The sequence below is a fragment of the Micromonospora foliorum genome, from assembly GCF_022229015.1.
Lineage (GTDB): Bacteria > Actinomycetota > Actinomycetes > Mycobacteriales > Micromonosporaceae > Micromonospora > Micromonospora foliorum.
Window position 1 is genome coordinate 46,627 of record NZ_JAKKFF010000328.1, and the last position, 26,173, is coordinate 72,799.

Consider the following 26,173-nt stretch of genomic DNA (forward strand, 5'->3'; position numbering starts at 1 on the left):
TCGCCCACCGGCCCGCCCCCCCTGACCGGACGGTGGGTGGAGATGATCGAACGCCTCCACGCCCGGACGCCGCCGGGCATGAGGTCGTGAGTCGTTCGAGAGCGGAAAGTTCAGGCAGTTATTTTTCAGGCGATCATCGGCGGCTGCATCTTCCAGATTGCTGGATTCCCAGCAACCTGTCCGAAGTGGACGCCGGATCGCCGCTGACCGTCTGCAGCGCAACGTCAGAGGTGCTTCGCCCCCGCACCGGGTGGCAACCTGTCGGGCAGCCGGCGCGTACGCGCCATGCCGCTGACCTGGACACGGCCGAGACGGGACGGGCACATGACCGAAACCGCGGAAATCACCTTCAACGAGTTGCTCGGCTCGTACCGAGACGCAGCTCCCGATCGGATCGACGACGCCTTCCACGACCTGGTCGACGCACTGTGGACCGACGGCGCGGCCCGGCCCACGGCGGCGGCGGCCGTACCGGAACTGATCGGCGCACTGGACAGCGTCGACGGCGACCGGCGGGGCTACCTGCTGGTGCTGCTCGGGCTACTCGCCGAGGCTGAGCACCCGGCGACCGACGGACCGGTGGCGACGGCGGTGCGCGAGGGCATCGACGGCTACCTCGACGCGGCCCGCGGCGCCACCGAGCCCGACGCGCCGCTCACCCTCGCGCTGCTCTACCTCCTGGCGCACTTTCCCACCGACCGGGCGCGGATCCTCGACGCAACCCGGCACCTCGGGCTCGACGCCCCCGACCGCACCCGGCTGGAGCGCGCCCTCGACACGCTCGACGAGGCCGACCCGAACATCGGACGGGCCTGGCCGTCGCCGGCCGAGTGGAACATCAGCGAGGCGGAGCGCGAGTTCGACAGGCGGTGGATCCGCGCCCTGACCCCCACCCAGATCCGGACGACCTGGGACGGCGACACCCGCTCGGTGCTGGCCACGATGGGGGCCAAGGCGCTGTGGGCGCAGGGCAACGGAAAGCCCGCGGCGGCGGTCGACCCGAGCCCGCACAACCTGGTCGTGGAGACCAACCCCCGCGACCTCGACCCGGCCGCCTTCGAACGGCACCGCGAGGCGCTGAAATGCCCGGCCTGCCGGGGGCCGCTGACCTTCGACACCACTGTCGCCCGGTGCGGGCAGTGCGACGCCGCCTACGGGATCACCCACGGCGTGCTCGACCTGTCCCAGCGGCTGCGCCCCGGCGCCGGCAAGAGCGACTCCAGTGACGACGCCGAGGCCGACGTGCTGCAGAACGCGGCGGTGCTGGCCGGCATCGGTTTTCACTACGAGCAGGGCATGCGTCCGAACTTCCTCCGCATCATGGGCCGCAACTGGTCCGGCGAGGTCACGCCGACCGACGAGGACGAGTACATCGCCGCCCACCTCTGGCATCGGGGCGGCACCGTGCTCGACCTGGCCGCCGCCGCGGGCCGCTGGACCGCCGTCGTCTGCGAGGCGGTCGGCACCGAGCGGGTCCTCGCGCTGGACCTGAACGAGGCGATGCTCTACGACCTGCGCAGCAGGTTGACCGAGGTGCCGGCCGTCCGCGGAGACGCGCTCGACCTGCCGTTCCCCGACGCCAGCCTCGACGCGGTCAACTTCTGGAACGCATTGCAGGCGGTGCCCGACGCCGGTCGGGCGATCGCCGAGATCGGCCGCTGCCTGCGCCCCGGCGGCACCCTCACGCTCATGACGTTCCGCTGGGACGATTCGCCGGTCTACCGCTACTACCAGCGGTCGCACCACTTCCCGGCCCGCCCGGACGGGTTCGTGCTCTTCGAGATCGCCGAAATCAAGCAGTGGCTCGACGACGCCGGCCTGACCATCATCGCCGAGTCGTACCCGGGCACGTTCGTCTTCGTCACCGCCGAACGCCGCCCGTCCTGACGGTCGGCGGCCCGACAAGGAAAGTGGGAGAGGGATGGAGAACACCACAACCGCGCCGATCGACATCGCGACGATGTACGACGAGTCGACGCCGATGTCCAACGCGTTCAACGACGGGCAGGTTCATCTCGCGTACTGGTACGACGCGGTGGACGAGGCGTCCATGCGGGAGGCGTCACAGCGGATCACCCGCCGGGTCGGCGAATCCCTCGGGCTGCGTCCCGGCCAACGGGTCCTCGACATCGGGTGTGGCCTGGGCACGCCCGCGCTCGAGTTGGCGCGGGATTACGGCGTCTCAGTGGTCGGCATCAACATCAGCAAGGTTCAGGTCGAGGAGGCGACCAAGCGCGCCGTCGCGGCGAACCTCGGTGACTCGGTCACCTTCCAGCACGGCGACTGGAACACGCTCGACTTCCCCAACGGGTCGTTCGACGCGATCGTCGCGATGGAAACCCTGTTGTACGCCACCGACCTGGACCGGGTGCTGCGCGGCCTGTTCCGCGTCCTGCGGCCCGGTGGCCGGCTGGCGGTGACCGAGACGACCCGTGAGAGCAGCATGGGGATCGAGGAGGCGGCCGAGTTCGCGAAGACGTTCAACGCGCAGTTCCTCAAGTCGACCGCGGAGTGGGTCGAGGCGTTGACGGCCGCCGGGTTCGAGTTCCACGAGTACCTGCAGTGCGGGCCGCGGGTCTTCGGCAAGGGACCGAAGTACGTGGCCGAGGCGGAGAGCCAGCGCACCCACCTCACCGAGAAGTTCGGCGCCGAGGCGGTCGACGAGCTGGGCAAGGCGCTCGGTTACTACTTCGAGGCCGGGGCGGGCAAGGTCGGCTACGCCGTCATCACCGCCGGAAGGCCACTCGGATGAGGAGGCCCGCGGTGAGCGATCCAGGATTCCCCCCGGTGCCCGAGCCGGATCTCACGCCGGCCGACCTGATCGCCCGCGCCGAGGCGATGGTTCCCGAACTGCTGGCACGGCAGTCCGAGGTGGAGCGTCGGACGTTCTACGGTGAGGACGTCCACGAGATGTTCCGGGACGCGGGTTTCTACCGGATCACCGTGCCCCGGCGGTACGGCGGGTACGAGTTCGAGTTCGAGACGTTCCTGCGGGTGGTGATGATCCTGGCCCGAGGCTGCCCGTCGACCGCCTGGATGTTCTGCCTCGGCGCGGCCCACTCGCTGGTGACCGCGATGCTGTTCGAGGAGAAGGCACAGGACGAGTTGTTCCGGGGCGGTGACTTCATCGCACCGGCGGTGATCGCCCCCGGCGGAACCGCCACCCGCTCCCCCGACGGTGGCTGGATCATCGACGGAACGTGGAACTACTGCTCCGGCATCCCCTACGCCACCCACTTCATCGGCCACGCCATGGTCGCCGGCGACGACGGCGAACCACCCCATCCGCTGCTGTTCATCGCACCGCGGGGCACCTGGACGCGTCTCGACGACTGGGGCGGGCAACTGGGGCTCAAGGGCAGCGGCTCGCACAGCGTCCGCTTCGACCGGGCCGAGATCCCGGACCACTTCGGCCTGGAGCACACCCACCTGGGCGAGGTTTCGGTGACGTCCGGGACCAGTGGGAGCGCGCTGCACGCTCACCCCCAGTACGGCGGGGCGCCGATGAGCTCGATGTGTCTGGAAGGCGCAACGCTCGGGGTCGGGATCGCGCAGGGCGCGCTGGAGGCGTACGGCGAGGTCCTCTCCACCCGCAAGACCTCGACGCCACCGATCACCCTGCGCGTCGACGACCCGGACTACCAACGGTGGTTCGGCCAGGCCACGGCCATGATCTCGGCCGCCGAGGCGATCACGTTGAGCGCGATCCGTCAGTGGCACGACCTGACCACCCGCGAACCGGCCGCCTTCACCCTGGAGGAGGACCTGCGGATCGCGATGATCTGCCGCGAGGCGGCGGAACTGGCCTGGCGCGGCGTCGAGGCGGTCATCCAACCCACGGCGGGGACCAGCTCGGTCACCGGCGACGGGCGCCTGGAACGAGTCTGGCGTGACCTGTCCACCTGTCACAGCCACGCGGGCTTCGCGGTGCTCCTGACGACGGCTCTCCCCCGCGTCTACACCCAGGCGCACTTCGGTCGGCTCACCGTCTGACCGCCCACCCACGAACGACGAATGGCCGGACGCGTCCGGCCATTCGTCGTTGCCGCCATCATCGTCCACAAGCCCCGGAACAGGCCCGCGGACACGACGAAAGCCGCCCCGGGGGTCGGGGGGCGGCTTTCGTCTCGGTTGGCTGTGCGGGGGCCTCAGGCGGGAGCGGGGTACGTGACGACCTCGGTGCCGTCCGGCGTGTGCCGGCGCTTGGCCATCCGTTCGATGATCCAGTGTGCGACCACGAGGTTGAGGACCCAGCCGAGCCAGTTGGCGAGTTCGACGATCACGCTGATGGCCAACGGCATCGTGGGCCAGATGGTGAACATGCCGACCAGGATGCGGCCCCAGGTGGTGCCCAACGCCAGCGCGAAGCTGTACGCCATCCAGCGGCGGTGCTCGGCGTAGCGTCCCTTGCGGACCATCACCAGACCGGTGATCGTCGTGGCGAGCCAGGCCACGCCCATCGTGATGATGCCGATGCTGCCCTGGTGGTCGGCGCGCAGCGGGATCAGGGTGAACACGCCCAGGGCGGCCGACGGGAGGGCCCCGCCGAAGATGTAGACGCGACCGCTGATCCGGTGGACCTTCGGGTGGTTGCGGCGCAGCCAGCCCCAGAACTGGAGGAACACCGTGATCATCGCGATGTTCCCGGTGATGACGTGCGCGACGACCAGGCTGTAGTGCACCGGGACGCCGGGGTCGAGGATGCTGCGGCTGTTGGCCGAGTCCGTGCTGAAGTAGCGCGGGAACGCGTACAGCAGGTTGAAGACGACGGCGCCGGCGAGGACGACGAGCCACAGGTAGGGCTGACGCCAGATCGACGACGACGGGGCCGACGGTGGGACCGATGGTGATGGTTCGATCGCCTCGGGCGCCGGCGACCGGCCCACCCGAATGGTGGCTTTCTCCGCGTTCTGCGTCATGGAGGGTCCCTCGGGTCGTAGGTCGTCAAGGGGTTGGCGGATCGCCGTGATCCACGGGATCGCCGGCGCTCCCCGAGGGGGCGGGGAACGCCGGCGAAACTTCCACCCGTTAATCGCCTACGACTCTGGCACCCGTCGAAATCGGTCGTCATCTCCGAGGATGCGGTATGCACGACCGGTCGGGCAGGTTGCTCAGGAGGGCGAGATGTTGCCGTTGAGCTTGAAGAGGTTGTTCGGGTCGTACGTGCGCTTCAGCTCCACCAGTCGCGCGTACGTGGCGTCGGGGTAGGCCTCGTGGATGCGCTCGGCGGCGTCGTCGTAGAGGAAGTTGACGTAGCTGCCGCCACCCGGCTGCTGCACGACCTTGGCGAACTCGTCGACCCAGGCGCGGTGCTCGGCGGCCTCCTCCGGCTTCTCGAACACGACAGCCGCGGTGAACATGATCTTGCGGTCGCGGTGCGCGAACGCGGTCGCGTCGGACGGCACCCGCGCCATCGCCCCACCGAGCGGACGAAGCTGGGCGACGGGCATCATCGCCGACGAGGTCTGCAGCGTTTCCAGGATCCGACCGGCCGTGGCCACGTCGACCTCGTCGACGAAGTTGGTCCGGCTGAAGGTCAGCGGGTGGTAGTTCGGGTCCTCCGGCTGGTAGATGCCACTGAAGGGCATCGGCTGGACCATGTCGGCCAGCACACCCAGCTCGCGGATCGGCGCCAGCACCTTGGCGCCCTCCTCCGGGTCACCGGCGTAGACGATGATCGCGAGGATCACCAGCTGACCGACCGCCTCGTCGGGCACGCCGGGCATCGGGGGCGCCGGCATGATGTTGATGATGCTGGACAGCTCGTCGGGCGCCTCCAGCGAGATGCGCAGGTATTCCGCCACGACCTCCGGGGTCGCCGGCAGCACCAGCAGGCCGCCGAGCACCGTCGGCACGGAGTGCAGCCGGTAGCGGAACTTCGTGACGACACCGAAGTTGCCGCCGCCGCCACGAATCGCCCAGAACAGGTCGGGGTGGTTGTCGGCGTCGACCGTGAGGTGCCGGCCGTCCGCGGTCACCACGTCGGCGCCGATCAGGTTGTCGATGGTCAACCCGTGCGCACGGACCAGATAGCCGATGCCACCGCCGACGGTCAGGCCGCCCAGGCCCACCGAGGCGGTGTCGCCGAAACCGGTGACCAGGCCGTGCTCGGCGGCCGCCTCGGTGTATTCGCCGGCGAGCACACCGGGCTCCGCCCAGGCGGTACGACTGTCGGCGTCGATCTCCAGGGCGTTCATCTTCGAGAGGTCCAGGACGATCGCGTCGTCCCAGACGCCGTAGAGGCTGTGGCCGCCACTGCGAACCGCAAGCGGCAGCTCCGACCCGCTGGCCACCGAGACGACATGCGCGACGTCGGCGGCGTTGACCGCCTTGACGATCACGGCGGGTCGCCGGTCGATGCCGCCCTGGAAAATCGTGCGGGCCTGGTCGTAACCGGGGTCGCTCGGCTCGATCACCTCGCCGACGACGCCCGCACGCAGCTGCGCGGCCACGGCGGTAGCCGTGTTGGTCGGCGCCACGATCTCGTCCTGCATGGAAGATACCTCCTGGTTATGGCGGTGCGGTCCCACCAGGGCCGCGTACCCTTTCGCAGTGAAGTCGGAGCCGTACCTCGTTTTTCGACATAGCCGCCGGTAATCAGCGAACGTTCTCGTCCACACGCTTCGCCCGCGGGTTTGCCGCCCAGGGCACTGGAGGAACCCCGGCACCGTGGCTGATGAGGGTAACGTGGCCTCCCGCTCGGAGGTCGAAAGTCTGCTGCGCCAGCTCGCGCCGCAGGTCCTGGGCGCGCTCTACCGCCGCTACGGCAAGTTCGAGGCGTGCGAGGACGCGGTGCAGGAAGCCCTGCTGGAGGCGTCGCTACGCTGGCCGGACCAGAAGTTGCCGGACAATCCCCGCGGTTGGCTGCGCACCGTCGCCACCCGCCGGTTGGCTGATCAATGGCGCAGTGACCAGGCCCGGCGCAATCGCGAGGTGATCGTCGCGGTGATGGGCCGCGCCGACGAGGCGGTCTCCGCCGCCGTCGACGACCTGCCCTACCAGCACGACGACACGCTGATGCTGCTGTTCATGTGCTGCCATCCCGCGCTGTCCGCGCCGTCACAGATCGCGCTGACGCTCCGCGCGGTCGGCGGCCTGACCACCAGCCAGATCGCCGCGGCGTTCATGGTGCCCGAGTCGACGATGGTGCAGCGGATCAGCCGGGCCAAGCAGAAGATCCGGTCGACCGGCACCCGGTTCCGGATGCCGCCGCCGGCCGAGCGACGCGAGCGCCTGCGGGTGGTGCTGCACGTGCTCTACCTGATCTTCAACGAGGGTTACACCGCCACCTCCGGCCCGGACCTGCAGCGCGGCGAGCTGACCCGGGAGGCGATCCGGCTGACCCGCGAGGTGCACCGGCTGCTGCCCGACGACGGTGAGGTCGCCGGGCTGCTCGCGCTCATGCTGCTGACCGACGCCCGGCGCGACGCCCGTTCCCGCCCGGACGGCACGCTGGTACCGATCGCCGAGCAGGACCGGCGGCTCTGGCACCGGGAGTCGATCCGCGAGGGCATCGCGCTAGTCACCCGCAGCCTGAGCGACGGGCCAGTGGAGTCCTACCAGATCCAGGCGGCGATCGCCGCGCTGCACGCCGAGGCGGCGACCGTCGACGACACCGACTGGCCGCAGATCGCCGCCCTCTACGAGCTGCTGGAACAGCTCGATCCGAACCCGATGGTGACACTCAACCGGGCGGCCGCGACCGCCATGGCCAAGGGTCCGGAGGCCGGGCTGCGCCTGCTCGACGGCCTCGACGACCGCATCGCCAACCACCGGCTCGACGCGGTACGCGCCCACCTCCTGGAAATGGCCGGCGACCGGAGCGAGGCCCGGGTGCGCTACCTGCGGGCGGCGCAGCGCACCACGAGCCTGCCCGAACGCCGCTACCTGGAGTCGCGCGCGGCCCGGCTCAGCGACCCGCGCTGACCGCCCGCGGGGCCAGCCACAGGTGCACGACCTGGTCGGGCTGCTCGACCCGGCTGATCGGCAGCTCCACCTGGCCGTCGCGGGTGCGGTCGAACAGCCGCACACCGTCGCCCATCAGCACCGGGACCACGTGCAGCACCAGTTCGTCGAGCAGGCCGGCGCGCAGGCACTGACGGATCACGCTGGCACCCCCGAGCACCGACACGTCCCGGCCGCCCGCGGCGGCCAGCGCGCGGCTGACGGCGCTCTCGACACCCTCGGGTACGAACTCGAAGCGGGTGCCGCCGGCCAGCTCCAGAACGGGCCGGGGCTCGTGGGTGACCACGAAGACCGGGAGCCCGAACGGCGGCTCGTCGCCCCACGGCTTCTCCCCGTGGTCGTACATCCGCCGGCCGATCACGTGGGCCCCGACGGACGCGAACCCCTCGTCGAGGATCTCCGCGTCCCGGTTGGCCCGGCCCCCGTCGAGGCCGACCCGGGCCCGCCAGGTGGCCAGGTCGTAGATCCACTGGTGCAGACGGTGGCCGTCCACGCCCATCGGCAGGAGGCGACTGTCGTCGGGGCCGGTCACGAAACCGTCCATCGACACCGAGATGTCGGCGGTCACTCGCGCCATCGGGGATTCTCCATTCCCAGGAGCACGGGCAGCCAGGCGGGCGCGTTCATGGCGAACGTCCCCTGGGAGGTCAACTCGGCGTCGGGCACCGCGAGGCGCAGCCCCGGAAAGCGCCGGAACAGGGTGTCCAGACCGATCTCCACCTCCAGCCGGGCCAGCGCGGCCCCGAGGCACCGATGGATGCCGTGGCCGAACGACAGGTGCCGCTTGTCGGCCCGGCCCGCGTCGAACCGGTCCGCCTCGGGTCCGTGCACCGCCGGGTCGCGGCCCGCCCCGGCGAAGTGCATCAGGATCGGTTCACCCTTGCCGATGCGTACGCCGGCGATCTCGACGTCCTCGACCGCGAACCGGAACGGCAGGTGCGCGACCGGCGCGTCCACCCGCAGCGTCTCCTCGATGACATCGGCCCAGCCGGCGGCGCCCGAACGGACCCCGCGCAGTTGCTCCGGCGCGTTCAGCATCGCCCGGACGGCGTTGACCAGCAGGTTCATCGCGGGCTCCGTGCCGGTGTTGAGCAGCAGAAGCAGGGTGCTGACAATCTCGTCGTCGTCGAGCCGTGCGCCCTCGTCGCGGGCGGCGATCAGGTCGCTGGTCAGGTCGTCGGCGGGCTCCCGGCGCTTGCGGTCGATCAGGTCGTGCATCTGTGCCCGCAGCCGGGCGAAGGCGGCGGCGGCCTCCTGCGGCGTGATCTTCGCGCTGGCGGTGGCGTAGCCGCCGCCACCGCCGACGATGCCCACCCGCTCGGCGACCGGCAGACCGATCAACTCGCCGATCACGTGAGCCGCCAGCGGATGCCCGAACCCCGCCTTCAGGTCGACGATCTCCGTGGGCGGGTGCCTGGCGAGATCGTCGAGCAGGTCGACGACCAGCTGTTCGATCGCCGGCCGCATGGTCTGGACCCGACGCGGCGTGAACGCCGCGCGGATCAGCCGCCGCTGGCGGGCGTGATCGGGCCCGTCCGAGCTGGTCAGGTTCTCCATTCGGGCCCAGGCGATCAGCGGGAAGTCGGGCCCGATCTCGCCGTTGGCGTACGCGATCCAGTGCTGGCGCGGATCCTTGGAGAACCGGTCGTCGGCGAGGATCTCCTTCGCCGCCTCGTAGCCGGTGACCGACCAGGCGGGCACCCCACCCGGCAGCATGATCCGGGCCACCGGCCCGTGCGCGCGGATGCGGGCCGACTCGGCGTGGATGTCGGTGCCACTCAGGTCGAGCCTGACGGGTGATCCGTTGTCCATGCTGACTCCTCGACGGGTGTTTCAGACCGCGCGGACGGCGAAGGTCAGGTGCAGGTCGGTGTCGGCGAGGCGGCGCTCCTGGGTGTCGGTGACGTCGAAACCCCGCTGGCGCAGCAACGCCTCGATGTCCCCGAGGCGGCCGTCGATGTCGTGCACCTCGACCACCAGCTCGCCGATCTTCGCCCAGTCGTCGTCGGCGATGCCGGCGATCACGTCGGCCTCGGCCTTCTCGACGTCGATCTTCACGAGGTCCGCCCGTTCGGCGCCGGAGTCACGCAGCAGCCGGGAGAACGTCATCGTCTCGCACTCCACGTACGACAGTTGGTGGCGGGACGTGGCCAGGTGCTCCGCGTCGCGTTCCGGGACACCGCCCTCGATGAGCAGTTTCCTGGCGAGGGCGGTCTCGCGGACCTGCTCGGTGTACAGCCCGGACTCCGCGGGGGCCTTCGGGTAGTAACCGAACCGGGCGTGCCCGTCCGTCGCGGTGATCGCGACGTTGCGGGCCAGCCCGTCCGGCACGTGCCGCGCGAAGTTCTCCTCCAGCGCGCGGTAGGTGTCCGGGCCGGGCTCGGCCGCCACGATGAACGCGCCCGGGTAGCGGGACTTGAAGAACATCGAGGCCAAGCCGATGTTGGCGCCGATGTCGAAGATGACACCGGGTGTCGGCCGAGCGCCACCGGGACGACGGTAGGACTCCTCGACGAAGATCTCGCGGTAGAGCAACGCCGCCTCGGCGGCATCGACCTGGGTGACATCCTGCCCGTTGGGCAGCCGACGCCGGATCAGGCCCATATCAACTCCTCGCGCTGGTCGGGGACACCACCTGAGAATGGGTGCTGGTTACCGCTGCGGTCACCTTCCCGGTTGCGCAGGCTGCCCACGAAGCGTCAGGTGGTGGCCAGTCGGACCATGAAGTGGTTTGACCGCCATCAGGCATTGACACGTCCCGCTATCCATTCCATGGTCGATGGACTCGTCACTGCGTCGGAGGGTCACAGGATGGTCGGCAACGAGCACAGGTACGTCATCGTCGGGGCGGGGCCCGCCGGGCTTCAACTGAGCTACTACCTGCAGCAGCACGGTGCCGATTACCTGACGCTCGAAAGTGGTGACGAGCCGGGCGGGTTCTTCCGGCGGTTCCCCCGGCATCGCCGGCTCATCTCACTGAACAAGGTGCACACCGACAGCACCGACCCCGAGATCCGCCTGCGCTGGGACTGGAACTCCCTGCTCAACGACTCGCCGGATCTGCTGTTTCCGAACTTCAGCGAGGAGTACCTGCCCGCAGCCGACGACCTGGTGCGCTACCTCGCGGAGTTCCAACGGGTCCACCAGCTCAACGTCCGGTACGGCACGACGGTCGAGCGGATCACGCGGACGGGCGACGGTTTCACCGTGAGCACCGGTCAGGACGAGGTCCGGGCGCGCTGCCTGGTCGTCGCGACGGGCTGGGGCCAGCCGTTCGTGCCAGCCATCAAGGGCATCGAACATGCCATCGGGTACGAGGACATGGTCGTCGACCCCACGGCGTACGAGGACCAGCGGGTTCTGATCATCGGGAAGGGCAACTCGGCCTTCGAGACCGCGTCGGCCATCCTCGGCCGGGCCTCGATGGTGCACCTCGCCAGCCGGCAGCCCCTGCGGCTCGCGTGGAACACCAAACACCCCGGCGACGTCCGTGGCCAGTACGGCGCGATCCTCGACAGCTACCAGTTCAAGACACTGCACTCGGTGCTCGACTGCACGATCGACGAGATCCGGCCCGTCGACGGGCGCTTCCAGGTGTCGATCACGTACACCCACGCCGAGGGTGAGACCGCCGTGCTCGACTACCACACGGTGTTGCGGTGCACCGGCTTCCGAATGGACACCACGGTGTTCGACGAGACGTCCCGTCCCGACATGGTGCGGGACGGCCGCATGCCCGGCCTACGCCCCGACTGGCAGTCGAGCAACATCGACGACCTCTACTTCGCCGGCACGATCGCCCAGGCCCGGGACGTCAAGCACGCGTCGTCGCCCTTCATCGACGGCTTCCGGTACAACCTCCGCACCCTGACACGGATCCTGCGGGAGCGCTACGACGACGTGCCGTTGTCGTACACGACGACGCCGGCGGACGCCGCGTCGCTGGCCAAGCTGATGCTCGACCGGGTGAACTGGTCCTCGGCGCTGTGGACGCAGTTCGAATACCTCTGCGACGTCCTCGTGCGCGACGACGCCACCGGCGACTTCCACCACTACGAGGACCTGCCCGAGGACTACGCCGTGGAGCGTTTCGCGTCCGCCACGCAGTGGTACACGCTCGCGCTACGGTGGGGCCGCGACGACTACGGTGACGTCTTCGCCATCGACCGGCACCCGACCCCCGACCGGGCGCGGGAGAGCGCCTTCATCCATCCGGTGATCCGGCGCTACCGAGGAGCGGAACTGCTCGCCGAGCAGCACCTGCTGGAGGATCTTCTGGCCGAGTGGCGACGCCCGGACCGGCACGTCGAGCCGTTGGTCGAGTTCCTGACCAGGGACCTCACCAGCGGATCATGACCTCGTCGAGGGGCTTGCGGGTCAGGTCGGGGACGTGAGCGTCCGGCGTGGGATATCCGACCGGCATGACGACGTAGGGGCGCTCCTCCGGCGGCCGCTCACAGACCTCGTTGAGGAATCGCATCGGGCTGGGCGTGTGGGTCAGTGTGACCAGGCCGCAGTGGTGCAGAGCGGTGATCAGCAGACCGACGGCGATGCCCACGGACTCCTTGACGTAGTACGGCTTCGGGCTGTGTGGCCCCTGGTGTATCTCGAACACGACGATGACGGCCGGTGCGGTCTCCAGGAACGGCTTCCGCCAGTCGGTGCCGAGCCCGGCGATCGCATCCAGCCACTCCGGTGAGGCGCGGCGATCGTAGAACGCCCGTTCCTCGGCCTCCGCGGCCTCGCGCAGCCGGCGCTTGCGGGCCGGGTCGGTCAGGACGACGAACCGCCACGGCTGGACATTGGCACCACTGGGTGCGGTCGAAGCGGCCCGGATCGCGGCCTCGATCACCCCGTCGGGGACGGGGTCGGTGGCGAAGTCTCGCACGGAACGGCGCCGCGCCATCCGTTCCGCGAACGCCTCCGCCTCGCGCACCATGTCCGCCGGCCGCATCGGGGTGTGTTGGATCGGAACCCTGGATTGCAGGTCTGCCTCGGTCACCTGTGGCCTCCACTGGTCAGGTGTGCCGGTTGCCGTGGCAGGGCAGACTGCCACGGCAACCGGTTCCCCCAGCATCTCCGAGGCCAGCGGTTTCTCGTTACGCCGTCGTGCTGTCTTCACGAGAAGGCACGTTCGGGGCGGTCCGGTTGGCGATCTCGTCGACCACGTCGGTCAGGCGGCCGCGCAGTGCCGCGGCGGCCCGCTGGCGGGTCGCTCCGTCGCCCTTGGTGGCGAGGTGTGTCAGCCAGTCCTCGACCCGCTCGCAGTCGCCCGCCTCGTGCAGCGCCGGTCGGGCGAGCTCGACCAGCCGACCGGCGAGCGCCGCGGCGGGTAGCAGTCGGCCGGTGAGGACGTCGACGCCGTGCCCGCCCATCCCGTCGCGGGCGGCGCGCCAGTACGCGAGCCGCATCAGCTCGGGGACCAGTTCCGGTCCCTCGTCGCCCCGGTCGACGGCGTCACCGGCGACGACCACCAGCGCCCGCACCAGGGCGGCCAAGGCCGCGGACTCGGCGGCGGTGAGGGGCACGTCGGCCACCCTCACCTCGAGTGTCGGGTGGTTCGTCGACAGGCGGAGATCCCAGAAGATCGTGCCCCGGTCGACCAGTGCGCCCGCCTCGAGCAGCATGTCCACGTGGTCGTCGTACTGCTGGGCGGACCTCAGCAACGGAGGCGCGCCGGCCACCGGCCACCGGCCCCAGGTGACGCTGCGCCAACTCGCGTATCCGGTGTCGCGCTCGGACCAGTAGGGCGAGTTGGCCGTCAGGGCGAGAAACACCGGCAGGTGCTGGCGCAGGTGGTTGCCGATCAGCACGGCGCGGTCCCGGTCGGGCTCCTCCACGTGGACGTGGACGGCGCAGATCGCCAGCTCGTCGTGCAGCCCACGGAAGGTGGCGGTGCCGCGGTCCTGGCGCGGCCCTTCGGTGATGGGCGGCGGCACGGCACGGCCGAGCACCGGCGAACCGCTCGCGATCACCCGCAGACCCGCCGACAGCGCTGCGGCCTGGACGGCGGCCCGACCTTCGACGAGCTGCGCGCTCAGGGCGTCCAGGCTCCGGCACGGGTCGGTGCGGGTCTCGACCTGAAGCTTGGTGATCTCACCACCCACCCGGGTGCCGAGGGCCGGACGCGCGCGGTCGACGACCGTGGCCGCCTCCGGCACGACCTCACCCCGGTCGACGTCGACGACGAGGAACTCCTCCTCGACCCCGAGCAGGGGAATTTGCGATCCCGAGCGCTGTTCCGTAGTCATGCCGACGCCGGCCCCTCGCTGCCGGTCGTTCGCCGGCGCTGAGCCAGACTATGGGATGTCGTCGATGGGCCGCGGTCCGAAGCGCTCCATCGTGGACAACACGTCGACGAGTCCGGCCAGAAGCGCCGTACGCTCCGGCATTCGGTCGACACAGACGTACTCGTCGGCGGCGTGTGCTCCCCCTCCGACCGCGCCCAGGCCGTCGAGGGTGGGCACGCCCAGCGCGGCGGTGAAGTTGCCGTCGGACGCGCCGGCGGCGTGCGCACCGACGACGTCCGGGATGCCAAGCTGGCGGGCGATCGACTGGGCCAGTTCCAGGAGCGGCCGCGCCAGCTCGGGCGACATCGGGTAGCGGTTGATCCCGCCCTGCACGGCCAGCGTCGCCTCGGGCAGGAACGGCACCAGCCCGCGGATGGCGTGGTCCACGCGTTCGAGTTCGTCCCTGGTCCAGGCCCGGACGTCGACGGCCAGGCTGGCGCGTTCGGGCACCGTGTTCGTCGTGGTGCCGGCGGAGAGCAGGGTCGGCGTGACCGAGGTGCCACCGCTGTCCGCCGCACCGAGCGCACCCAGCGTGAGGACCTGGTGGGCGACCTCGACCGTGGCGTTGACCCCGCGTCGTGGTTCGACGCCTGCGTGGGCGGCGCGACCCCGGACAGTGAGGCGGTACACCGAGCCGCCCTTCCTGGCCACCTTCACGTGCCCGTCCGGGGTGGCGGCCTCGCAGACGAGAACCGCACCCGAGCGCCGTGCCTCACGCTCGATCAGTGGCCGTGACGTGACGGACCCGGACTCCTCGTCGCAGGTGAGCAGCACGCCGACCGCCGAGGTGTCCTCGACCAGGCGCAGTGCCGTGAACATCTGCACGATGCCGCCCTTCATGTCGCACACGCCCGGTCCGGTCGCGACGTCCTTGCGGACGGTGAAGGGCCGGGACCGGATCGTGCCGACCGGGAAGACCGTGTCGAAGTGGCCGAGGAGCAGCACCCGCTGGCTGGCGGCCGGCCACAGCAGGTGTGGCAGGCCGTCGATCACGACCCGCTCGGCCGGCCGGCCGAGCGCTTCCTCACCCCAGCGGACGAGCAGGTCGGCACAGGACTCGAGATGGGGCAGCGAGCCCGGTGCCGACTCGGACGCGACGAGCGTGCCCAGCCGGTCGACCATGTCTGCCTTGAGCTGTGTCGCGGCGTCGAGCAGACGGCGTGGGTGGTCCATCGATCCCCTCCAACCTCACGGGTGACGGGCCTGGCCAGGCGTGTCCGTCGACCATCGCAGAGGGATCGGGGGGTGGTCACCCTTGTCTGTGCTCAGGCAGCCGGTTCATCTGCCGGCTGCACGATGGCCGATCCGTAGCCGAACTCGACGATCCGACGCGTGGACTCGGCGTAGGCGTCCTGCCCCTCGGGCGCGAAGGTGCCGAGCCCGTCGACGTACCGGTTGAACATGCAGAACGCGGCAGCGATCAGGACGGTGTCGTGGATCTCCAGGTCGCTGGCGCCCTCCGCGCGGGCGTTGGCGACCAGCTCCGTGGTGACGTTGCGGCCGCTGATCTGTACCGCACCGGCGATGCGCAGCAGCGCCCGCAGTTTGGCCGAGATCGGCGCGCTGTCGAGGTCGGCGCGCACCTGGTCGACGAGGGTCATGCCCTCGTCGAGCTGTGCCGCGGCGAACGCCGAGTGCGACGCGCAGCAGAAGGTGCAGTCGTTGCGCCCGGAGACGTACGCCGCGATCAGCTCGCGCTCGCCGGCCGGGAGCGAGTGAGGGGCGCGCAGCAGCACCTCGGCCAGCTCGTTGAGCGGCTTCGCCGTCTCCGGGCGGTACCGCATCGGACCGGATATGCCGGGGAACTGCTTCTCGTCGATACCCAGATCGATGTGCGCCATAGTCGTCATGCCTCTCAACCGTGAGTCGTGGACCGGTCGGGCGGCGCTCGTGCCGAACACGACTGCCGGCGCCCCGGGCGGCGCGGCCGCCGCCGCGTCGCGCCGCCACGATCTCATTCCGTCCGACGGGCGCGCTTATTCAATCGTGCTCTGTTCCGCCGAGCGTGCGTTCCCGGATCCTCCACTCTCGCCACCGACAGTGGCGCCAGGCGACGACCGCCACGGCTGTCGACGAGCATCTCGTCGACCTTCGCCGGCGGGTAGACCACCACGCGCGCGCTGCCTGGCTCAGCCACGATGAGTACGCGGTCGCCAGCGGCGAGACTGAACCACTGCCGGCAGTCGAACGTGGCCGTCCTTCGTCACCTTTGCCTGTCAGCTGGGGTGACGGGTACGCGTCAGCGTGGCGGCGAGGCCTCCTCGAGTGGACGTCCGTGGGCTCGGGTCGTGTCCGAGACGGCGACGCCGAGCAGGACAGCGACAGCTGCTGCGGCGACCCCGAGCGGCGGCAGGCCGACCATGACCGGCGCCATGGCCGCGAGGACGAGGATCCCGATCGGCCGTGGCCGGGACACCCGGGCGAAGGCCACATACTCGAATACTGAGCGCCCGGCGAGGTAGAGCGCAGGCCCGCCGAGGATGGCCCCGACCCAGGCGGGTTTGGCGTCTCCGGATGGATGCATGAGGACGAGTTCCGAGCCGGCCGAGGTGGCGAGGATGCCGGAGACCATGAGCAGGTGTGCGAACTCGGCCAACCGACCGAGCCGGCCGGGATCGGCGGATGTCGCGATGGCCTCGCCCAGGATTTGGCCGGCTCGGTAGAAGTAGATCCGCCACAGCAACACCGTGGTGAGGAACGCCAAGGTGAGGGCAAGTGTTCGTTGAGCCACGATCGGACCGCCGAGAAGACTCGACCCGGAGGTCAGGATCGTCTCACCAAGTGCCACGATGACGAGCTGCCAGTAGCGTTCGGCCAGGTGCTCGCCCGCGCCGGCCCAGGGGGACGCCCGTGAGCGACCCAGCCCCGGTACCGGCCACCCAAATCTGGCCCCCAGATAGTCGATCGCCAGAGCCACCGTCCACAGCGAATTGCGCGTCACCTCGGGTGCGAAGGCTCCGGCCAGCCATGGCACAGCCGACGCGCCGAACCAGACGAGCGCCAGCATGTTGACGCGGCGCAGATGGTGACCCCGCACGATGGCTACGAAGAAAAGGGTGCGGCCCACCTGGATTGCGACGTAGGTGCTCGCGAAGAGCAGGCCGGTCTCGGCGAGAGCCCCCGAAATCGCGACTGCTAGGAGCAGGCTCCCATACATTGTGGCGAGGACAACGAACTGGATTGCCGGCTGGAACGGATCGAATCTGCTGGTCATCCATGCCGTCTGGGTCCAGATCCACCAGACCGCCAGGAGCAGCAGCAGAGTCTCCCCGTTCTCCGCAAGGGAAGTGCTCAACCTCTCCGCGACGTGACCCCTGGTGTAGTCCAGCACCAACTCGTTCACGATCCGGGTGAGCGCAAAGACGAACACGAGATCGAAGAACAGTTCCAGGAAGGTCGGCCGCTGCGAACTCTCACGCCTACGCAGCAAACTGGCCACTCTGTTCCTCGTCACCGGCCCGCCCGCTTCGTCGGCTTTGTCGCTGCAGCAGTCGTACCACGTCGGCACGCCGCCCACAGACAAGACGCAGCCCCTGATGGCAAAAGGGGCCTGACGGCCGACAAGGATTGCCAGCGCGCCCAGCATCGTTCTCTCCCGTTAGGCAATAGCCAACTGACCGACGTGCTATGCGCGTCGCATGGTCCACCTGCTCTCCCGGGCTATCTACGCCACGATTCTGGTGGTGGTGGTCTGCGCTGCTTGGTCGTGAGCGGAGTTCGGGGAAGGCTGGTGACGAGATGAGCGGGTGGGCTGGTGCTGCGACGACATGGGGGTAGGGCCTTTCCCCCGGTGCCGAGCCCTGCCGCCGAGGACCGCCGGAGTCTCGGACGGCTCCGCGCAGGGCCGAGGCAATACGATCAGTGCCCACCACCGTCGGAACCGAGGCCGCTGAAGCCTCTGACAGCGGCGAGCCGGCGCGAGCTGCGGGCCTGCCTCAGCATCAATACGGGGGGATGTACCCCACCAACGGATCCAACCGGAAGGTCAACGCCATGACAGGCGGAACCGAGGCTCGGCTCTGGGGTCTCACCCATGCGGCACGTCGAAGCCTGGCCGACGATCTGTCCGTTCTCAGCCAGGACCAGTGGCGTCGACCGACGTTGTGCACCGGCTGGGACGTGGAACACGTCGTCGCCCACCTCACCGCCGCCGCCACCACGGGCCGATGGCGGTGGATCCGGAGCATCGTGAGCGCCGGATTCCGCCCGGCGGTTCACAACGAACGTCGTCTACGCGAGCATCTGGGCGCCACCCCCACCGAAACCCTCAGCAGCTTCGAAGCGGTCGTCGACGCCACCACGGCCCCCTCCGGGGACACCGCCGCCTACCTGGGTGAGGTGCTGGTACACGGCCAGGACATCCGATACCCGTTGGGAATCAGCACAGAGCCGGACGTCGAAGCACTGACGGCGGTGGCGGAGTTCTATGCCCGGCGCAACTTCACTGTCGCCAGCAAGTCCCTCGCGTCAGGGCTACGGATGGTGGCAACGGACGGTCCGTTCACCACCGGTGCGGGTCCGAAGGTCGCCGGTCCGACACTGGCCCTGGTGATGACGATGGCAGGCCGACGTGCGTACCTCGATCAGCTCGAGGGCCCGGGCCGCGACATCATCATCGACCGGATCAGCTGACGTGGGACCCAACCGAGCATGAACCCACCTCGGCCTGAGAGACGCTCACCGGGTGATGCTGGTGAACAAAATCTGGGGACGGCAGCAGCAGAGCAACGGACAGGACTCAGACCAATGCCCGCAGGGCGACGGCAACACCAGACGCCAGGACGCCGGGCAGGGTGGCAAGGCATAGCCGCCGAAGCCCCCGACGGGGCGACGTCGGGGGCTGCTGTCGTTCGGAGTGGCCCTCCGCCGGCCGGAGTGCGGCGGGCGCGGACCGAACACGCGCGAGAGTAAGGGCAGCCACGGAGATCAGATCACCACGCTCTCCATTAGGCGACCGCGCAGCTACCCACGAGAGCGGTCGTCCTCGACGTGATGGCGATCGGTGAACCTTCCCGCCTTACGTCCTGTTCCAGGCGCCGGCGGCGGCTGCGTCCTTGGCGTAGTCGGCGAAGTCGCGCGGCGGACGGCCCAGGGCACGCTGCACCCCGTCGGCAACGTGGGCGTTGCGACCGTCGAGGACCGCCGTGAACAGGTACGTCAGCAACTCGACGACCTCCACCGGCACGCCCTCGGCGGTCAACGCCCCCGTGTAGTCCTCGATAGAGACCGGAAGGAAGTCGATGCGCCGGCCGGTTGCCCTGGCGATCTCGGCGACCGCGTCGGCGAAGGTGAGCAGCCGCGGGCCGGTCAACTCGTAGAGCTGCCCCGCGTGTCCGCCCTCGATCAGTGCCGCCACGGCCACCTCGGCGATGTCGTCGGCGTCCACGAACGGCTCGGGCACGGTCGACACCGGGAGAGCCACTTCGCCGCCCACGACCGGCTCCCGCAGGTAGTCCTCGCTGAAGTTCTGGTTGAACCAACTCGACCGTAGGATCGTCCACTCGACGCCCGCGGATTGGATCAGCTTCTCGGCGGCCTGCGCCTCCTCCTCACCCCGGCCGGACAGCAGCACCAGCCGGGAGACCCCGGAGGCCACCGCGAGATCGGCGAACGCACCGACCGTCTCGGGGGCACCCGGCACGGCGAGATCCGGGTGAAAAGATACGTACACGGCGCCGACATCTCGGAGCACGGGCGCCCAGGTCGTCCGGTCCGTCCAGTCGAAGGACTGTTCGGCGGCCCGGGACCCGACCCGGACCGGCACTCCCCTGCCCCGCAGTCGCTCTACGACGCGACGGCCGGTTTTGCCCGTGCCGCCCAGGACCAGGATCGCCTTCTGCTCTCGCTTGTTCGTCATACGGCCCATTGAAGTGCGGATCGGTGAGACTAAACATAGCCAAGACGCGCAACACCATGTTCAATCGTCTACGTGGATGCTGTCTCCGGTTTGCTCGACGGACCCCGGGCGCAGGGCGCGTTCATGCTCCGCTCGGTCCTGACGCCACCCTGGTCGATCGCCATCAAGGATCAGGCGCCGCTCACCCTGCTGACCAACGTCCGGGGCGACGCCTGGATCGTTCCCGAAGAGGGCACGGCCGTACGGCTCGGCCCCGGAGACGTGGCGATCATGCGGGGTCCCGGCCCGTACACCGTCGCCGACAACCCGGCCACGGCGCCGCAGGTGATCATCCATGAAGGTCAACGGTGTACCACTCCGGACGGCCAGGAACTGTTCGAGATGACCCAGTTGGGCGTGCGGACGTGGGGCAACGGGCTGGACGGCTCGACGATCCTGCTCACCGGCACGTACACGATGCACGGCGAGGTTGGTCAACGACTCCTGGGCGCGCTGCCGCCGCTGGTGGTCGTCCGGCGCGAATCCTGGGACACTCCGCTGGTCCCGCTCCTGGCCACCGAGATCGTGAAGGACGACCCCGGTCAGGAAGCCGTGCTCGACCGTCTTCTCGACCTGCTGCTGATCGCCACGCTGCGTGAATGGTTCGCCCAACCGGGGGCCGAGGCCCCTGCTTGGTACCGGGCACACAGCGACCCCGTGGTCGGCCGGGCCCTGCAGCTGCTGCACAACAACCCCGCGAAACCCTGGACCGTGGCATCACTGGCTGCCCAGAGCGGGGTTTCCCGGGCCGCGCTGGCCCGCCGGTTCACCGCGCTGGTCGGCGAACCACCCATAACATACCTCACCGAGTGGCGGCTGGCCCTCGCCGCCGACCTGCTCCGCGAACGGGACGCCACCGTCGGTGCGGTCGCCCACCAGGTCGGCTACGGCAGCCCTTTCGCCCTGAGCACCGCCTTCAAGCGCCGCCGTGGCGTGAGCCCGCAGCAGCACCGGCTGGCTGCCCGCGGGTAAAAGCGTGCTGGCAGCGAATGGCCTGTGCGCGGAATGCTCGACCGTCCGACCGACCGCCATGGTCCGCCGCGTAAGCCAGCCCGCCGCACGTGATCGCCTTCAACGTTGACGACGGCGCGCGTGCTGACGACCGGCTTCGACGTCACCGCGCCGTAGATGGTCAGAGCGGCGATACCCGGCGCGACGGGATACTCCGGCGTGCTCGTCGCCGCGATTGCGTCGGGCACTGAACGGCACATTGCCAGCTGTCGAGGCGCGAGCAGGGCCCCTTGGAGATGCCGAAGACAGCCGGGACGGTCCGGCCTGGACCGCCCCGGCTGGGACGTTGATGTAGTTGGCGTCCACCCGGTCGTCGCCCAGCAGGACGACGGCAGAGCCGTGACCGCGCTCTGCGCAGCTGCGGGCGCGGCGTCGTTCGGCGACGCCGTCGGCGAGGTCGAGCGGCGAGGATGCCGATGGGCCGCCAAGGCGCAGTACGCGCATCGGCGGCCCACCGTCTCAGCCGTTGTCGATCAGGCTGGCGATCTCGTTGTAGATCAGGTGCGCCTTCGCGCCCTGGTTCGACGGACAACCGCCAAGGTGGTGCAGGGCGACCACACGGTGGCTGGCGTTCAGCACGGGCGAACCCGAGTTGCCGCCGGAGGTGTCACAGCTGTAACTGATGTTCCAGGTGTTGTAGTTCGCGTTCCGGACGGCGCAGGTCGCGCCGTTCTGGGTGTCCTCGTAGATCGACAGCCGCTTCGCGCTGCCGTCGCCGTGTCCGGGGACATAGATCCGGGTGCCGTTGCTGGTGGCGGTAGTTGCCAGGTACAGCGTGCCGAATCCCTGGATGGCGGTGAAGTTGTTGACCGAGAACAGCGCGTAGTCCAACTGGTCGGAGCCGCCGCTGCTCACCCGGTAGAGGGTGGCACCGCTGACCTTGGTGCCGGCGCCGGGATTCGCGCCGCCGCAGGTGGCGCACTGGTAGTTGAACTGCATCTCGCTTCCGCTCACGGCGGACTGCGTCGAGAAACAGTGCTTGTTCGTCAGCATCCGGTTGGTGTTGCCGACCCGCCAGGTGGTGCACAGCCCACCGCCGCTGATCAGCAGCCGCGCCACCGCCCTGCCGCGGGCGTACTCGGTGGGGTGGCTGTTCTGGTAGCAGACCACGTCCCGGCGGGCGTCGGTGCTGCACACGGACTGGGTGGAGAAGTTGTGCGCGGCGATCTCCGTGCGGTCGTATCCGCGCCAGAACCGGTCAATGGTGGCGGCGCTGCCACGTGAGGGGCGGCTGCTGTGCAGTGTCACCACGGCGGTGTCGCCCTCCACCGACATCGCCCAGAAACCCGGCTGTCCGTCGGTGGTGTAGTCCGAACCGGTCGCCCGGTTCAGGTGGCGGTCGTACCGGTAGCTCTCCTTGCCGTCGCGGCTCGACACGGTGACGTAGTCGCCCCGGGCCAGTCGCAGCGAGCTGAAGTGCACCTTGACGTACGTGGCACCGGGGTGCTGAATGATCTGTGTCCCGCCGTTGCGGGCGTGGGACAGGGAGCTGTCGACGGTGCGGAGTTCACCGATCGTGGTCACACCCTCTGCCGAAAACTGGTTCGGTTCCGGTGCCCGCTCGGATTGTGGCGCGAGAGGGGCAACCGAGTACGCCTCGGCGGCGGGTACCGACAGTAGGCTCAGCCCAAGTGTGCAGGCAGCGAGCGCGACCGCCCCCGTTCGTAGGCGGCGCAGGCCAAGTTTCATCTGTCGCTCCTTCTCAGGATTCAGCACCGAGACGTGCCTTCGGCCTTCATACCTGAGATCACGCAAGACATGTAATCCCATCTATGTCATAGCTGCCTGCCGTGCCGGCACCGAACTGCAGGTAACTCAGTCCCGCTGCGAGGTGGCGGCCACAAGCGGTCCGACGTCCTCCGGCGTGGGCTACGTGCCGGCGGGGACGCCGATGGCCCGCACGACGACCTCCATGTGGCCTGTATGAGCACGTCATGCTCGGCAGAAGCGGCCGCGTGGTGTCGGGCTCGGCGCACCGGCGAACGATCGGAGCTTGGCGCTGAGTCTCGATGACGACTCATGTGAAGTGGCCGGGTGCGGCGACGGCCATGATGAGGCAATGACGGGTGTGCAGAGGACCGTGGTGTGGGCAGCGGTGCTGAGCGTCGGTGTCCTCCTGGTCGGGTTGGGCGTATTCGTCGGTGTGACCCGGCTCGATGACGCGGACAAGTGGGGCAGTGTTGTCGGCGCGTTGGTCGCTGTGCTCGGGCTGCCGCTGACCGTGTACGGCGTGGTGCTGGCCCGCCGGCCCAGCAGCGCCACCGGCGGGCAATCTGTCACCAGCTCGGTGATCGGCGGCGGTGTCACGCAGGTGCGTGAGGTGCGCGGCAACGTGCGGATCGGCGGCACCGCCTGGCCCGTACCCATTCCTGCTGGTCCGCCTGCTGCGGTGCCCGGGCCCGGCACGGCCGGCCCTGGCGAACCCGCAAGCCAGGCGGTTACGGGGGCATGGACAGCTGGCCCGGTACAGCAGGTCAACGACGTCGGTGGCGACGCGGACATCGACCGGTGACCTGGCGATCGCCGGCCAACACCGGGCAGCAGGTCACCGACAGTATCGTGTTCGGTCCGGTGATCCAGATTCGAGATATCGCCGGCACCGTCACCGTGGTAGCCGACCGGCCCCCGTACCAGGTCGAGGCTTTCGAGCCGGGTGCCGTGCCGCTCCCGGCGGGCGTCGCCCGCCGCCAGCCGAGCCGGCTACTGCTGGCTCGTCACCAGATGGTGCCATTTGTCGGCCGCGACACCGAACTGGACGTGCTCGACAGGTGGATGGGCGGCGACGAGCCGGTGTCCGTGCGGTTGATCCACGCAGCCGGTGGGCAGGGTAAGACCCGTCTGGCCCGGCACGTCGCCGCCCAGGCCAACACCGCCGGCTGGGTGACATGGAGGGTCCTGCACGCACTGGGCCAGCAACCCGCCGGCAGCCCTCAAGAGATGCCAGCCAGCGCTGGGGCGCTAGTGGTGGTGGACTACGCCGACCGGTGGCCCGCCTCAGACCTGAACCGGCTGATCACCGATTTGAACGCGCTGTCGCTGCGCATCGGCCTGGTGCTTCGGGTGCTGCTTCTGGCCCGGTCGGCCGGCTTCTGGTGGTCCGCGCTGCGCGACCGGCTCGACAGTGATCACGGTATCCCCGCCGAGGCCCAAGCCCTGCCGCCGTTGGACGAGCACACCGACCGTCGTGTGCTGTTCGAGCAGGCCCGTGAACGTTTCAGCGGCGCACTGGATATGCCCGACACCGCCGGCATCGCCGTGCCGGACCTGACCGACGCAGGATTCCGACAGATCCTCGCGATACACATGGCCGCCCTGGTCGCCGTCGACTCTCACCACCACGGCGGCACGCCCCCAACGCATCCGCACGCCCTGTCGGCATACCTGCTCAACCGCGAACGCGCCCACTGGCACCACCTGCACGCTCGGACCGAGGACCGCCGGGCCACCAGCCCAGAGATGATGGGCCGCGCGGTGTACCTGGCCACCCTCACCGGTGGTGTCACCCGCGATGACGCCATCACCGTGCTGACCCGTACCCGCGTCACCGAACCCGGTGTTACCACGATCATCGACGACCACCAGTTCTGTTACCCCGCCGGCGACCCGCACATCGACACCGTCTTGCGGCCCTTGCGGCCCGACCGACTCGGCGAGGACCTCATCGCCCTGTCCACCCCTGGACACTCGCACGCGGGCGCAGACGACTGGCCACCCGACGACTGGGCAGCAACCGCCGCGCACACTCTGCTCACTGGTGACCTCGGCGCCTGGACACCGACCGCGATCACCGTCCTCGTCGAAACCGCACGCCGCTGGCCCCACATCGCCACAACGGTGCTCTACCCACTGATCCGGCAACACCCCGAGCTCGCACTGGCCGCCGGCGGCACCACCATCACTCGCCTGGCCGACCTCCCCCACGTCGACATCACCGTCCTGCAGGCCATCGAAGCGCTGCTGCCCGAACGGCACATCGACCTCGACACCGCCTCCGCCGCCGTCAGTACCAGACTCACCCGCTACCGCCTCGGCCTCACCGCCGACCCCGCCGAGCAAGCCGAGCTCCTCGCCACTCACGCGGCGCGTCTCAGCAGCGCCGGGCGCTACAACGATGCCCTGACCTCGGCCGAGGAAGCCGCCGGCATCTACCGGCGGCTAGCCGAGACGAACCCCACCGCGCACCTGCCCGACCTCGCCAAGTCGCTGAACAACGTCGGCGCGTTCCTGTCCGGCGTGGGTCGCCGCGAGGAGGCGGTGGTCGCGACCGTGGAAGCCGTGACCGCTCGACGGCGGCTGGCCGAAACGAACCCCACCGCGCACCTGCCCGACCTCGCCATGTCGTTGAACAATCTCGGCGCATTCCTGTCCGCGGTGGGTCGCCGCGACGAGGCGCTGGCCGCGACCGAGGAAGCCACGACCATTCGACAGCGGCTGGCCGAAACGAACCCCACCGCGCACCTGCCCGACCTCGCCAACTCGCTGAACAACCTCGGCATTGGTCTGTCTCGGGCGGGTCGCCACAACGAGGCGCTGGCCCCGACCGAGGAAGCCGCCGGCATCTACTGGCGGCTAGCCGAGACGAACCCCTCCGTGTACCTGCCCGACCTCGCCAAGTCACTGAACAACCTCGGCCTTCGCCTGGGCACCGTAGGTCGCCGCGACGAGGCGCTGGCCGCGCTCGAGCAGGCCGTGACCATTCGACGACGGCTAGCCGAGACGAACCCCACCGCGTACCTGCCCTACCTCGCCAAGTCACTGAACAACCTCGGCGTTCGCCTGGCCGCCGTAAGTCGTCGGGACAAGGCGCTGGCCGCGATTGAGGAAGCCGCTGACATCTACCGGCGGTTAGCCGAGACGAACCCCACCGCGCACCTGCCCGACCTGGCCATGTCGCTGCACAACGTCGGCGTTGGTTTGTCTGAGGTGGGTCGCCACGAGGAGGCGCTGGCCCGAACTGAGCAGGCTGTGACCATTCGACGGCGGTTAGCCGAGACGAACCCCACCGCTCACC

The 26,173-nt window shown here is 69.5% G+C and carries 21 protein-coding genes; 9 read left to right on the top strand and 12 right to left on the bottom strand.

The genetic code is table 11. From position 1 onward, the window contains the following. Positions 1–324 precede the first annotated feature (324 nt). From PSH25_RS22905 to PSH25_RS22915, 3 genes are read left to right on the top strand one after another with little or no spacing between them, the layout of a single operon-like run. Positions 325–1,887 carry a class I SAM-dependent methyltransferase gene (locus PSH25_RS22905; protein WP_238661024.1) on the top strand — a complete coding sequence of 521 codons (1,563 nt, stop codon included), beginning with the start codon at positions 325–327 and terminating at the stop codon, positions 1,885–1,887. A gap of 34 nt (positions 1,888–1,921) precedes the next feature. Beyond that, positions 1,922–2,752 carry a class I SAM-dependent methyltransferase gene (locus tag PSH25_RS22910; protein WP_238661025.1) on the top strand — a complete coding sequence of 277 codons (831 nt, stop codon included), beginning with the start codon at positions 1,922–1,924 and terminating at the stop codon, positions 2,750–2,752. Beyond that, positions 2,749–3,993, top strand: coding sequence for an acyl-CoA dehydrogenase family protein (locus PSH25_RS22915; RefSeq protein WP_372492833.1), 1,245 nt, complete (start codon positions 2,749–2,751; stop codon positions 3,991–3,993). Before PSH25_RS22910 ends, PSH25_RS22915 begins: the two co-directional genes overlap by 4 nt. 155 nt (positions 3,994–4,148) lie before the next feature. On the opposite strand, the gene PSH25_RS22920 is transcribed toward PSH25_RS22915, so the two are convergent. Both PSH25_RS22920 and PSH25_RS22925 read right to left on the bottom strand, forming a co-directional pair. Beyond that, complete coding sequence (locus tag PSH25_RS22920) at positions 4,149–4,919, bottom strand: DUF2306 domain-containing protein (RefSeq protein ID WP_238661027.1); 771 nt, start codon at positions 4,917–4,919, stop codon at positions 4,149–4,151. A gap of 192 nt (positions 4,920–5,111) precedes the next feature. Next, positions 5,112–6,494, bottom strand: coding sequence for an FAD-binding oxidoreductase (locus tag PSH25_RS22925; RefSeq protein WP_238661028.1), 1,383 nt, complete (start codon positions 6,492–6,494; stop codon positions 5,112–5,114). 175 nt (positions 6,495–6,669) lie between these two features. Here PSH25_RS22925 and PSH25_RS22930 point away from each other — a divergent pair, with 175 nt between their 5' ends. Next, positions 6,670–7,926 carry an RNA polymerase sigma factor gene (locus PSH25_RS22930; protein ID WP_238661029.1) on the top strand — a complete coding sequence of 419 codons (1,257 nt, stop codon included), beginning with the start codon at positions 6,670–6,672 and terminating at the stop codon, positions 7,924–7,926. Here the strand turns inward: PSH25_RS22930 and PSH25_RS22935 are convergent. From PSH25_RS22935 to PSH25_RS22945, 3 genes are read right to left on the bottom strand one after another with little or no spacing between them, the layout of a single operon-like run. Beyond that, positions 7,910–8,542, bottom strand: coding sequence for a dihydrofolate reductase family protein (locus PSH25_RS22935; RefSeq protein WP_238661030.1), 633 nt, complete (start codon positions 8,540–8,542; stop codon positions 7,910–7,912). The genes PSH25_RS22930 and PSH25_RS22935 overlap by 17 nt on opposite strands. After that, entirely contained in the window at positions 8,530–9,777 is a 1,248-nt protein-coding gene (locus PSH25_RS22940) for a cytochrome P450 family protein (protein ID WP_238661031.1), read from the bottom strand. The genes PSH25_RS22935 and PSH25_RS22940 overlap by 13 nt, the downstream gene beginning before the upstream one ends. A gap of 21 nt (positions 9,778–9,798) precedes the next feature. After that, complete coding sequence (locus tag PSH25_RS22945; protein WP_238661032.1) at positions 9,799–10,569, bottom strand: FkbM family methyltransferase; 771 nt, start codon at positions 10,567–10,569, stop codon at positions 9,799–9,801. A gap of 207 nt (positions 10,570–10,776) precedes the next feature. On the opposite strand from PSH25_RS22945, the gene PSH25_RS22950 reads away from it, so the two are divergent. Further along, positions 10,777–12,321: an NAD(P)-binding domain-containing protein gene (locus PSH25_RS22950; protein ID WP_238661033.1), complete on the top strand. Its 1,545-nt coding sequence runs from the start codon at positions 10,777–10,779 to the stop codon at positions 12,319–12,321. On the opposite strand, the gene PSH25_RS22955 is transcribed toward PSH25_RS22950, so the two are convergent. The 5 genes from PSH25_RS22955 to PSH25_RS22975 form a co-directional block, all read right to left on the bottom strand. Then, on the bottom strand, positions 12,305–12,904 hold the full coding sequence (locus PSH25_RS22955; RefSeq protein ID WP_238661045.1) for a nitroreductase family protein: 600 nt from the start codon (positions 12,902–12,904) through the stop codon (positions 12,305–12,307). The two genes, PSH25_RS22950 and PSH25_RS22955, sit on opposite strands and share 17 nt — an antisense overlap. A 160-nt stretch (positions 12,905–13,064) precedes the next feature. Further along, entirely contained in the window at positions 13,065–14,216 is a 1,152-nt protein-coding gene (locus tag PSH25_RS22960; RefSeq protein ID WP_238661034.1) for a carboxylate-amine ligase, read from the bottom strand. A gap of 48 nt (positions 14,217–14,264) precedes the next feature. Then, entirely contained in the window at positions 14,265–15,428 is a 1,164-nt protein-coding gene (locus PSH25_RS22965; RefSeq protein ID WP_238661035.1) for a M20/M25/M40 family metallo-hydrolase, read from the bottom strand. 92 nt (positions 15,429–15,520) lie between these two features. Then, on the bottom strand, positions 15,521–16,096 hold the full coding sequence (locus PSH25_RS22970) for a carboxymuconolactone decarboxylase family protein (RefSeq protein WP_238661046.1): 576 nt from the start codon (positions 16,094–16,096) through the stop codon (positions 15,521–15,523). Between the two features lie 398 nt (positions 16,097–16,494). Next, positions 16,495–17,841, bottom strand: a complete 1,347-nt coding sequence (locus PSH25_RS22975; RefSeq protein ID WP_238661036.1) for a low temperature requirement protein A — start codon at positions 17,839–17,841, stop codon at positions 16,495–16,497. A 275-nt stretch (positions 17,842–18,116) separates the two neighbouring features. Here PSH25_RS22975 and PSH25_RS22980 point away from each other — a divergent pair, with 275 nt between their 5' ends. Next, positions 18,117–18,887 (top strand): maleylpyruvate isomerase family mycothiol-dependent enzyme, encoded by a 771-nt coding sequence (locus PSH25_RS22980; RefSeq protein ID WP_238661037.1) that lies wholly within the window; start codon positions 18,117–18,119, stop codon positions 18,885–18,887. Between the two features lie 385 nt (positions 18,888–19,272). Here PSH25_RS22980 and PSH25_RS22985 read toward each other — a convergent pair whose 3' ends face one another. Then, complete coding sequence (locus PSH25_RS22985; protein WP_238661038.1) at positions 19,273–20,112, bottom strand: NAD(P)H-binding protein; 840 nt, start codon at positions 20,110–20,112, stop codon at positions 19,273–19,275. 72 nt (positions 20,113–20,184) lie between these two features. Here PSH25_RS22985 and PSH25_RS22990 point away from each other — a divergent pair, with 72 nt between their 5' ends. After that, positions 20,185–21,123: an AraC family transcriptional regulator gene (locus tag PSH25_RS22990; RefSeq protein ID WP_238661039.1), complete on the top strand. Its 939-nt coding sequence runs from the start codon at positions 20,185–20,187 to the stop codon at positions 21,121–21,123. A gap of 498 nt (positions 21,124–21,621) precedes the next feature. Here PSH25_RS22990 and PSH25_RS22995 read toward each other — a convergent pair whose 3' ends face one another. Next, positions 21,622–22,686 carry a trypsin-like serine peptidase gene (locus tag PSH25_RS22995; RefSeq protein WP_238661040.1) on the bottom strand — a complete coding sequence of 355 codons (1,065 nt, stop codon included), beginning with the start codon at positions 22,684–22,686 and terminating at the stop codon, positions 21,622–21,624. 535 nt (positions 22,687–23,221) lie between these two features. Between PSH25_RS22995 and PSH25_RS23000 the strand changes: the two genes are divergently transcribed. Together PSH25_RS23000 and PSH25_RS34045 are read left to right on the top strand one after the other, a co-directional pair. Further along, positions 23,222–23,674, top strand: coding sequence for a hypothetical protein (locus PSH25_RS23000; protein WP_238661041.1), 453 nt, complete (start codon positions 23,222–23,224; stop codon positions 23,672–23,674). Beyond that, on the top strand, positions 23,671–26,173 hold a 2,503-nt coding region (locus tag PSH25_RS34045; RefSeq protein WP_238661042.1), incomplete at its 3' end, for a tetratricopeptide repeat protein. The genes PSH25_RS23000 and PSH25_RS34045, both read left to right, overlap by 4 nt.

Coding starts and splice junctions, on each gene's coding strand:
- PSH25_RS22985 (WP_238661038.1), bottom strand. CDS start 20,112: ATGACGAACAAGCGAGAGCAGAAGGCGATCCTGGTCCTGGGCGGCACG.
- PSH25_RS22925 (WP_238661028.1), bottom strand. CDS start 6,494: ATGCAGGACGAGATCGTGGCGCCGACCAACACGGCTACCGCCGTGGCC.
- PSH25_RS22935 (WP_238661030.1), bottom strand. CDS start 8,542: ATGGCGCGAGTGACCGCCGACATCTCGGTGTCGATGGACGGTTTCGTG.
- PSH25_RS22965 (WP_238661035.1), bottom strand. CDS start 15,428: ATGGACCACCCACGCCGTCTGCTCGACGCCGCGACACAGCTCAAGGCA.
- PSH25_RS22970 (WP_238661046.1), bottom strand. CDS start 16,096: ATGGCGCACATCGATCTGGGTATCGACGAGAAGCAGTTCCCCGGCATA.
- PSH25_RS22945 (WP_238661032.1), bottom strand. CDS start 10,569: ATGGGCCTGATCCGGCGTCGGCTGCCCAACGGGCAGGATGTCACCCAG.
- PSH25_RS22920 (WP_238661027.1), bottom strand. CDS start 4,919: ATGACGCAGAACGCGGAGAAAGCCACCATTCGGGTGGGCCGGTCGCCG.
- PSH25_RS22950 (WP_238661033.1), top strand. CDS start 10,777: ATGGTCGGCAACGAGCACAGGTACGTCATCGTCGGGGCGGGGCCCGCC.
- PSH25_RS22955 (WP_238661045.1), bottom strand. CDS start 12,904: ATGGTGCGCGAGGCGGAGGCGTTCGCGGAACGGATGGCGCGGCGCCGT.
- PSH25_RS22960 (WP_238661034.1), bottom strand. CDS start 14,216: ATGACTACGGAACAGCGCTCGGGATCGCAAATTCCCCTGCTCGGGGTC.
- PSH25_RS22910 (WP_238661025.1), top strand. CDS start 1,922: ATGGAGAACACCACAACCGCGCCGATCGACATCGCGACGATGTACGAC.
- PSH25_RS22915 (WP_372492833.1), top strand. CDS start 2,749: ATGAGGAGGCCCGCGGTGAGCGATCCAGGATTCCCCCCGGTGCCCGAG.
- PSH25_RS23000 (WP_238661041.1), top strand. CDS start 23,222: ATGACGGGTGTGCAGAGGACCGTGGTGTGGGCAGCGGTGCTGAGCGTC.
- PSH25_RS22905 (WP_238661024.1), top strand. CDS start 325: ATGACCGAAACCGCGGAAATCACCTTCAACGAGTTGCTCGGCTCGTAC.
- PSH25_RS22940 (WP_238661031.1), bottom strand. CDS start 9,777: ATGGACAACGGATCACCCGTCAGGCTCGACCTGAGTGGCACCGACATC.
- PSH25_RS22975 (WP_238661036.1), bottom strand. CDS start 17,841: ATGCTGGGCGCGCTGGCAATCCTTGTCGGCCGTCAGGCCCCTTTTGCC.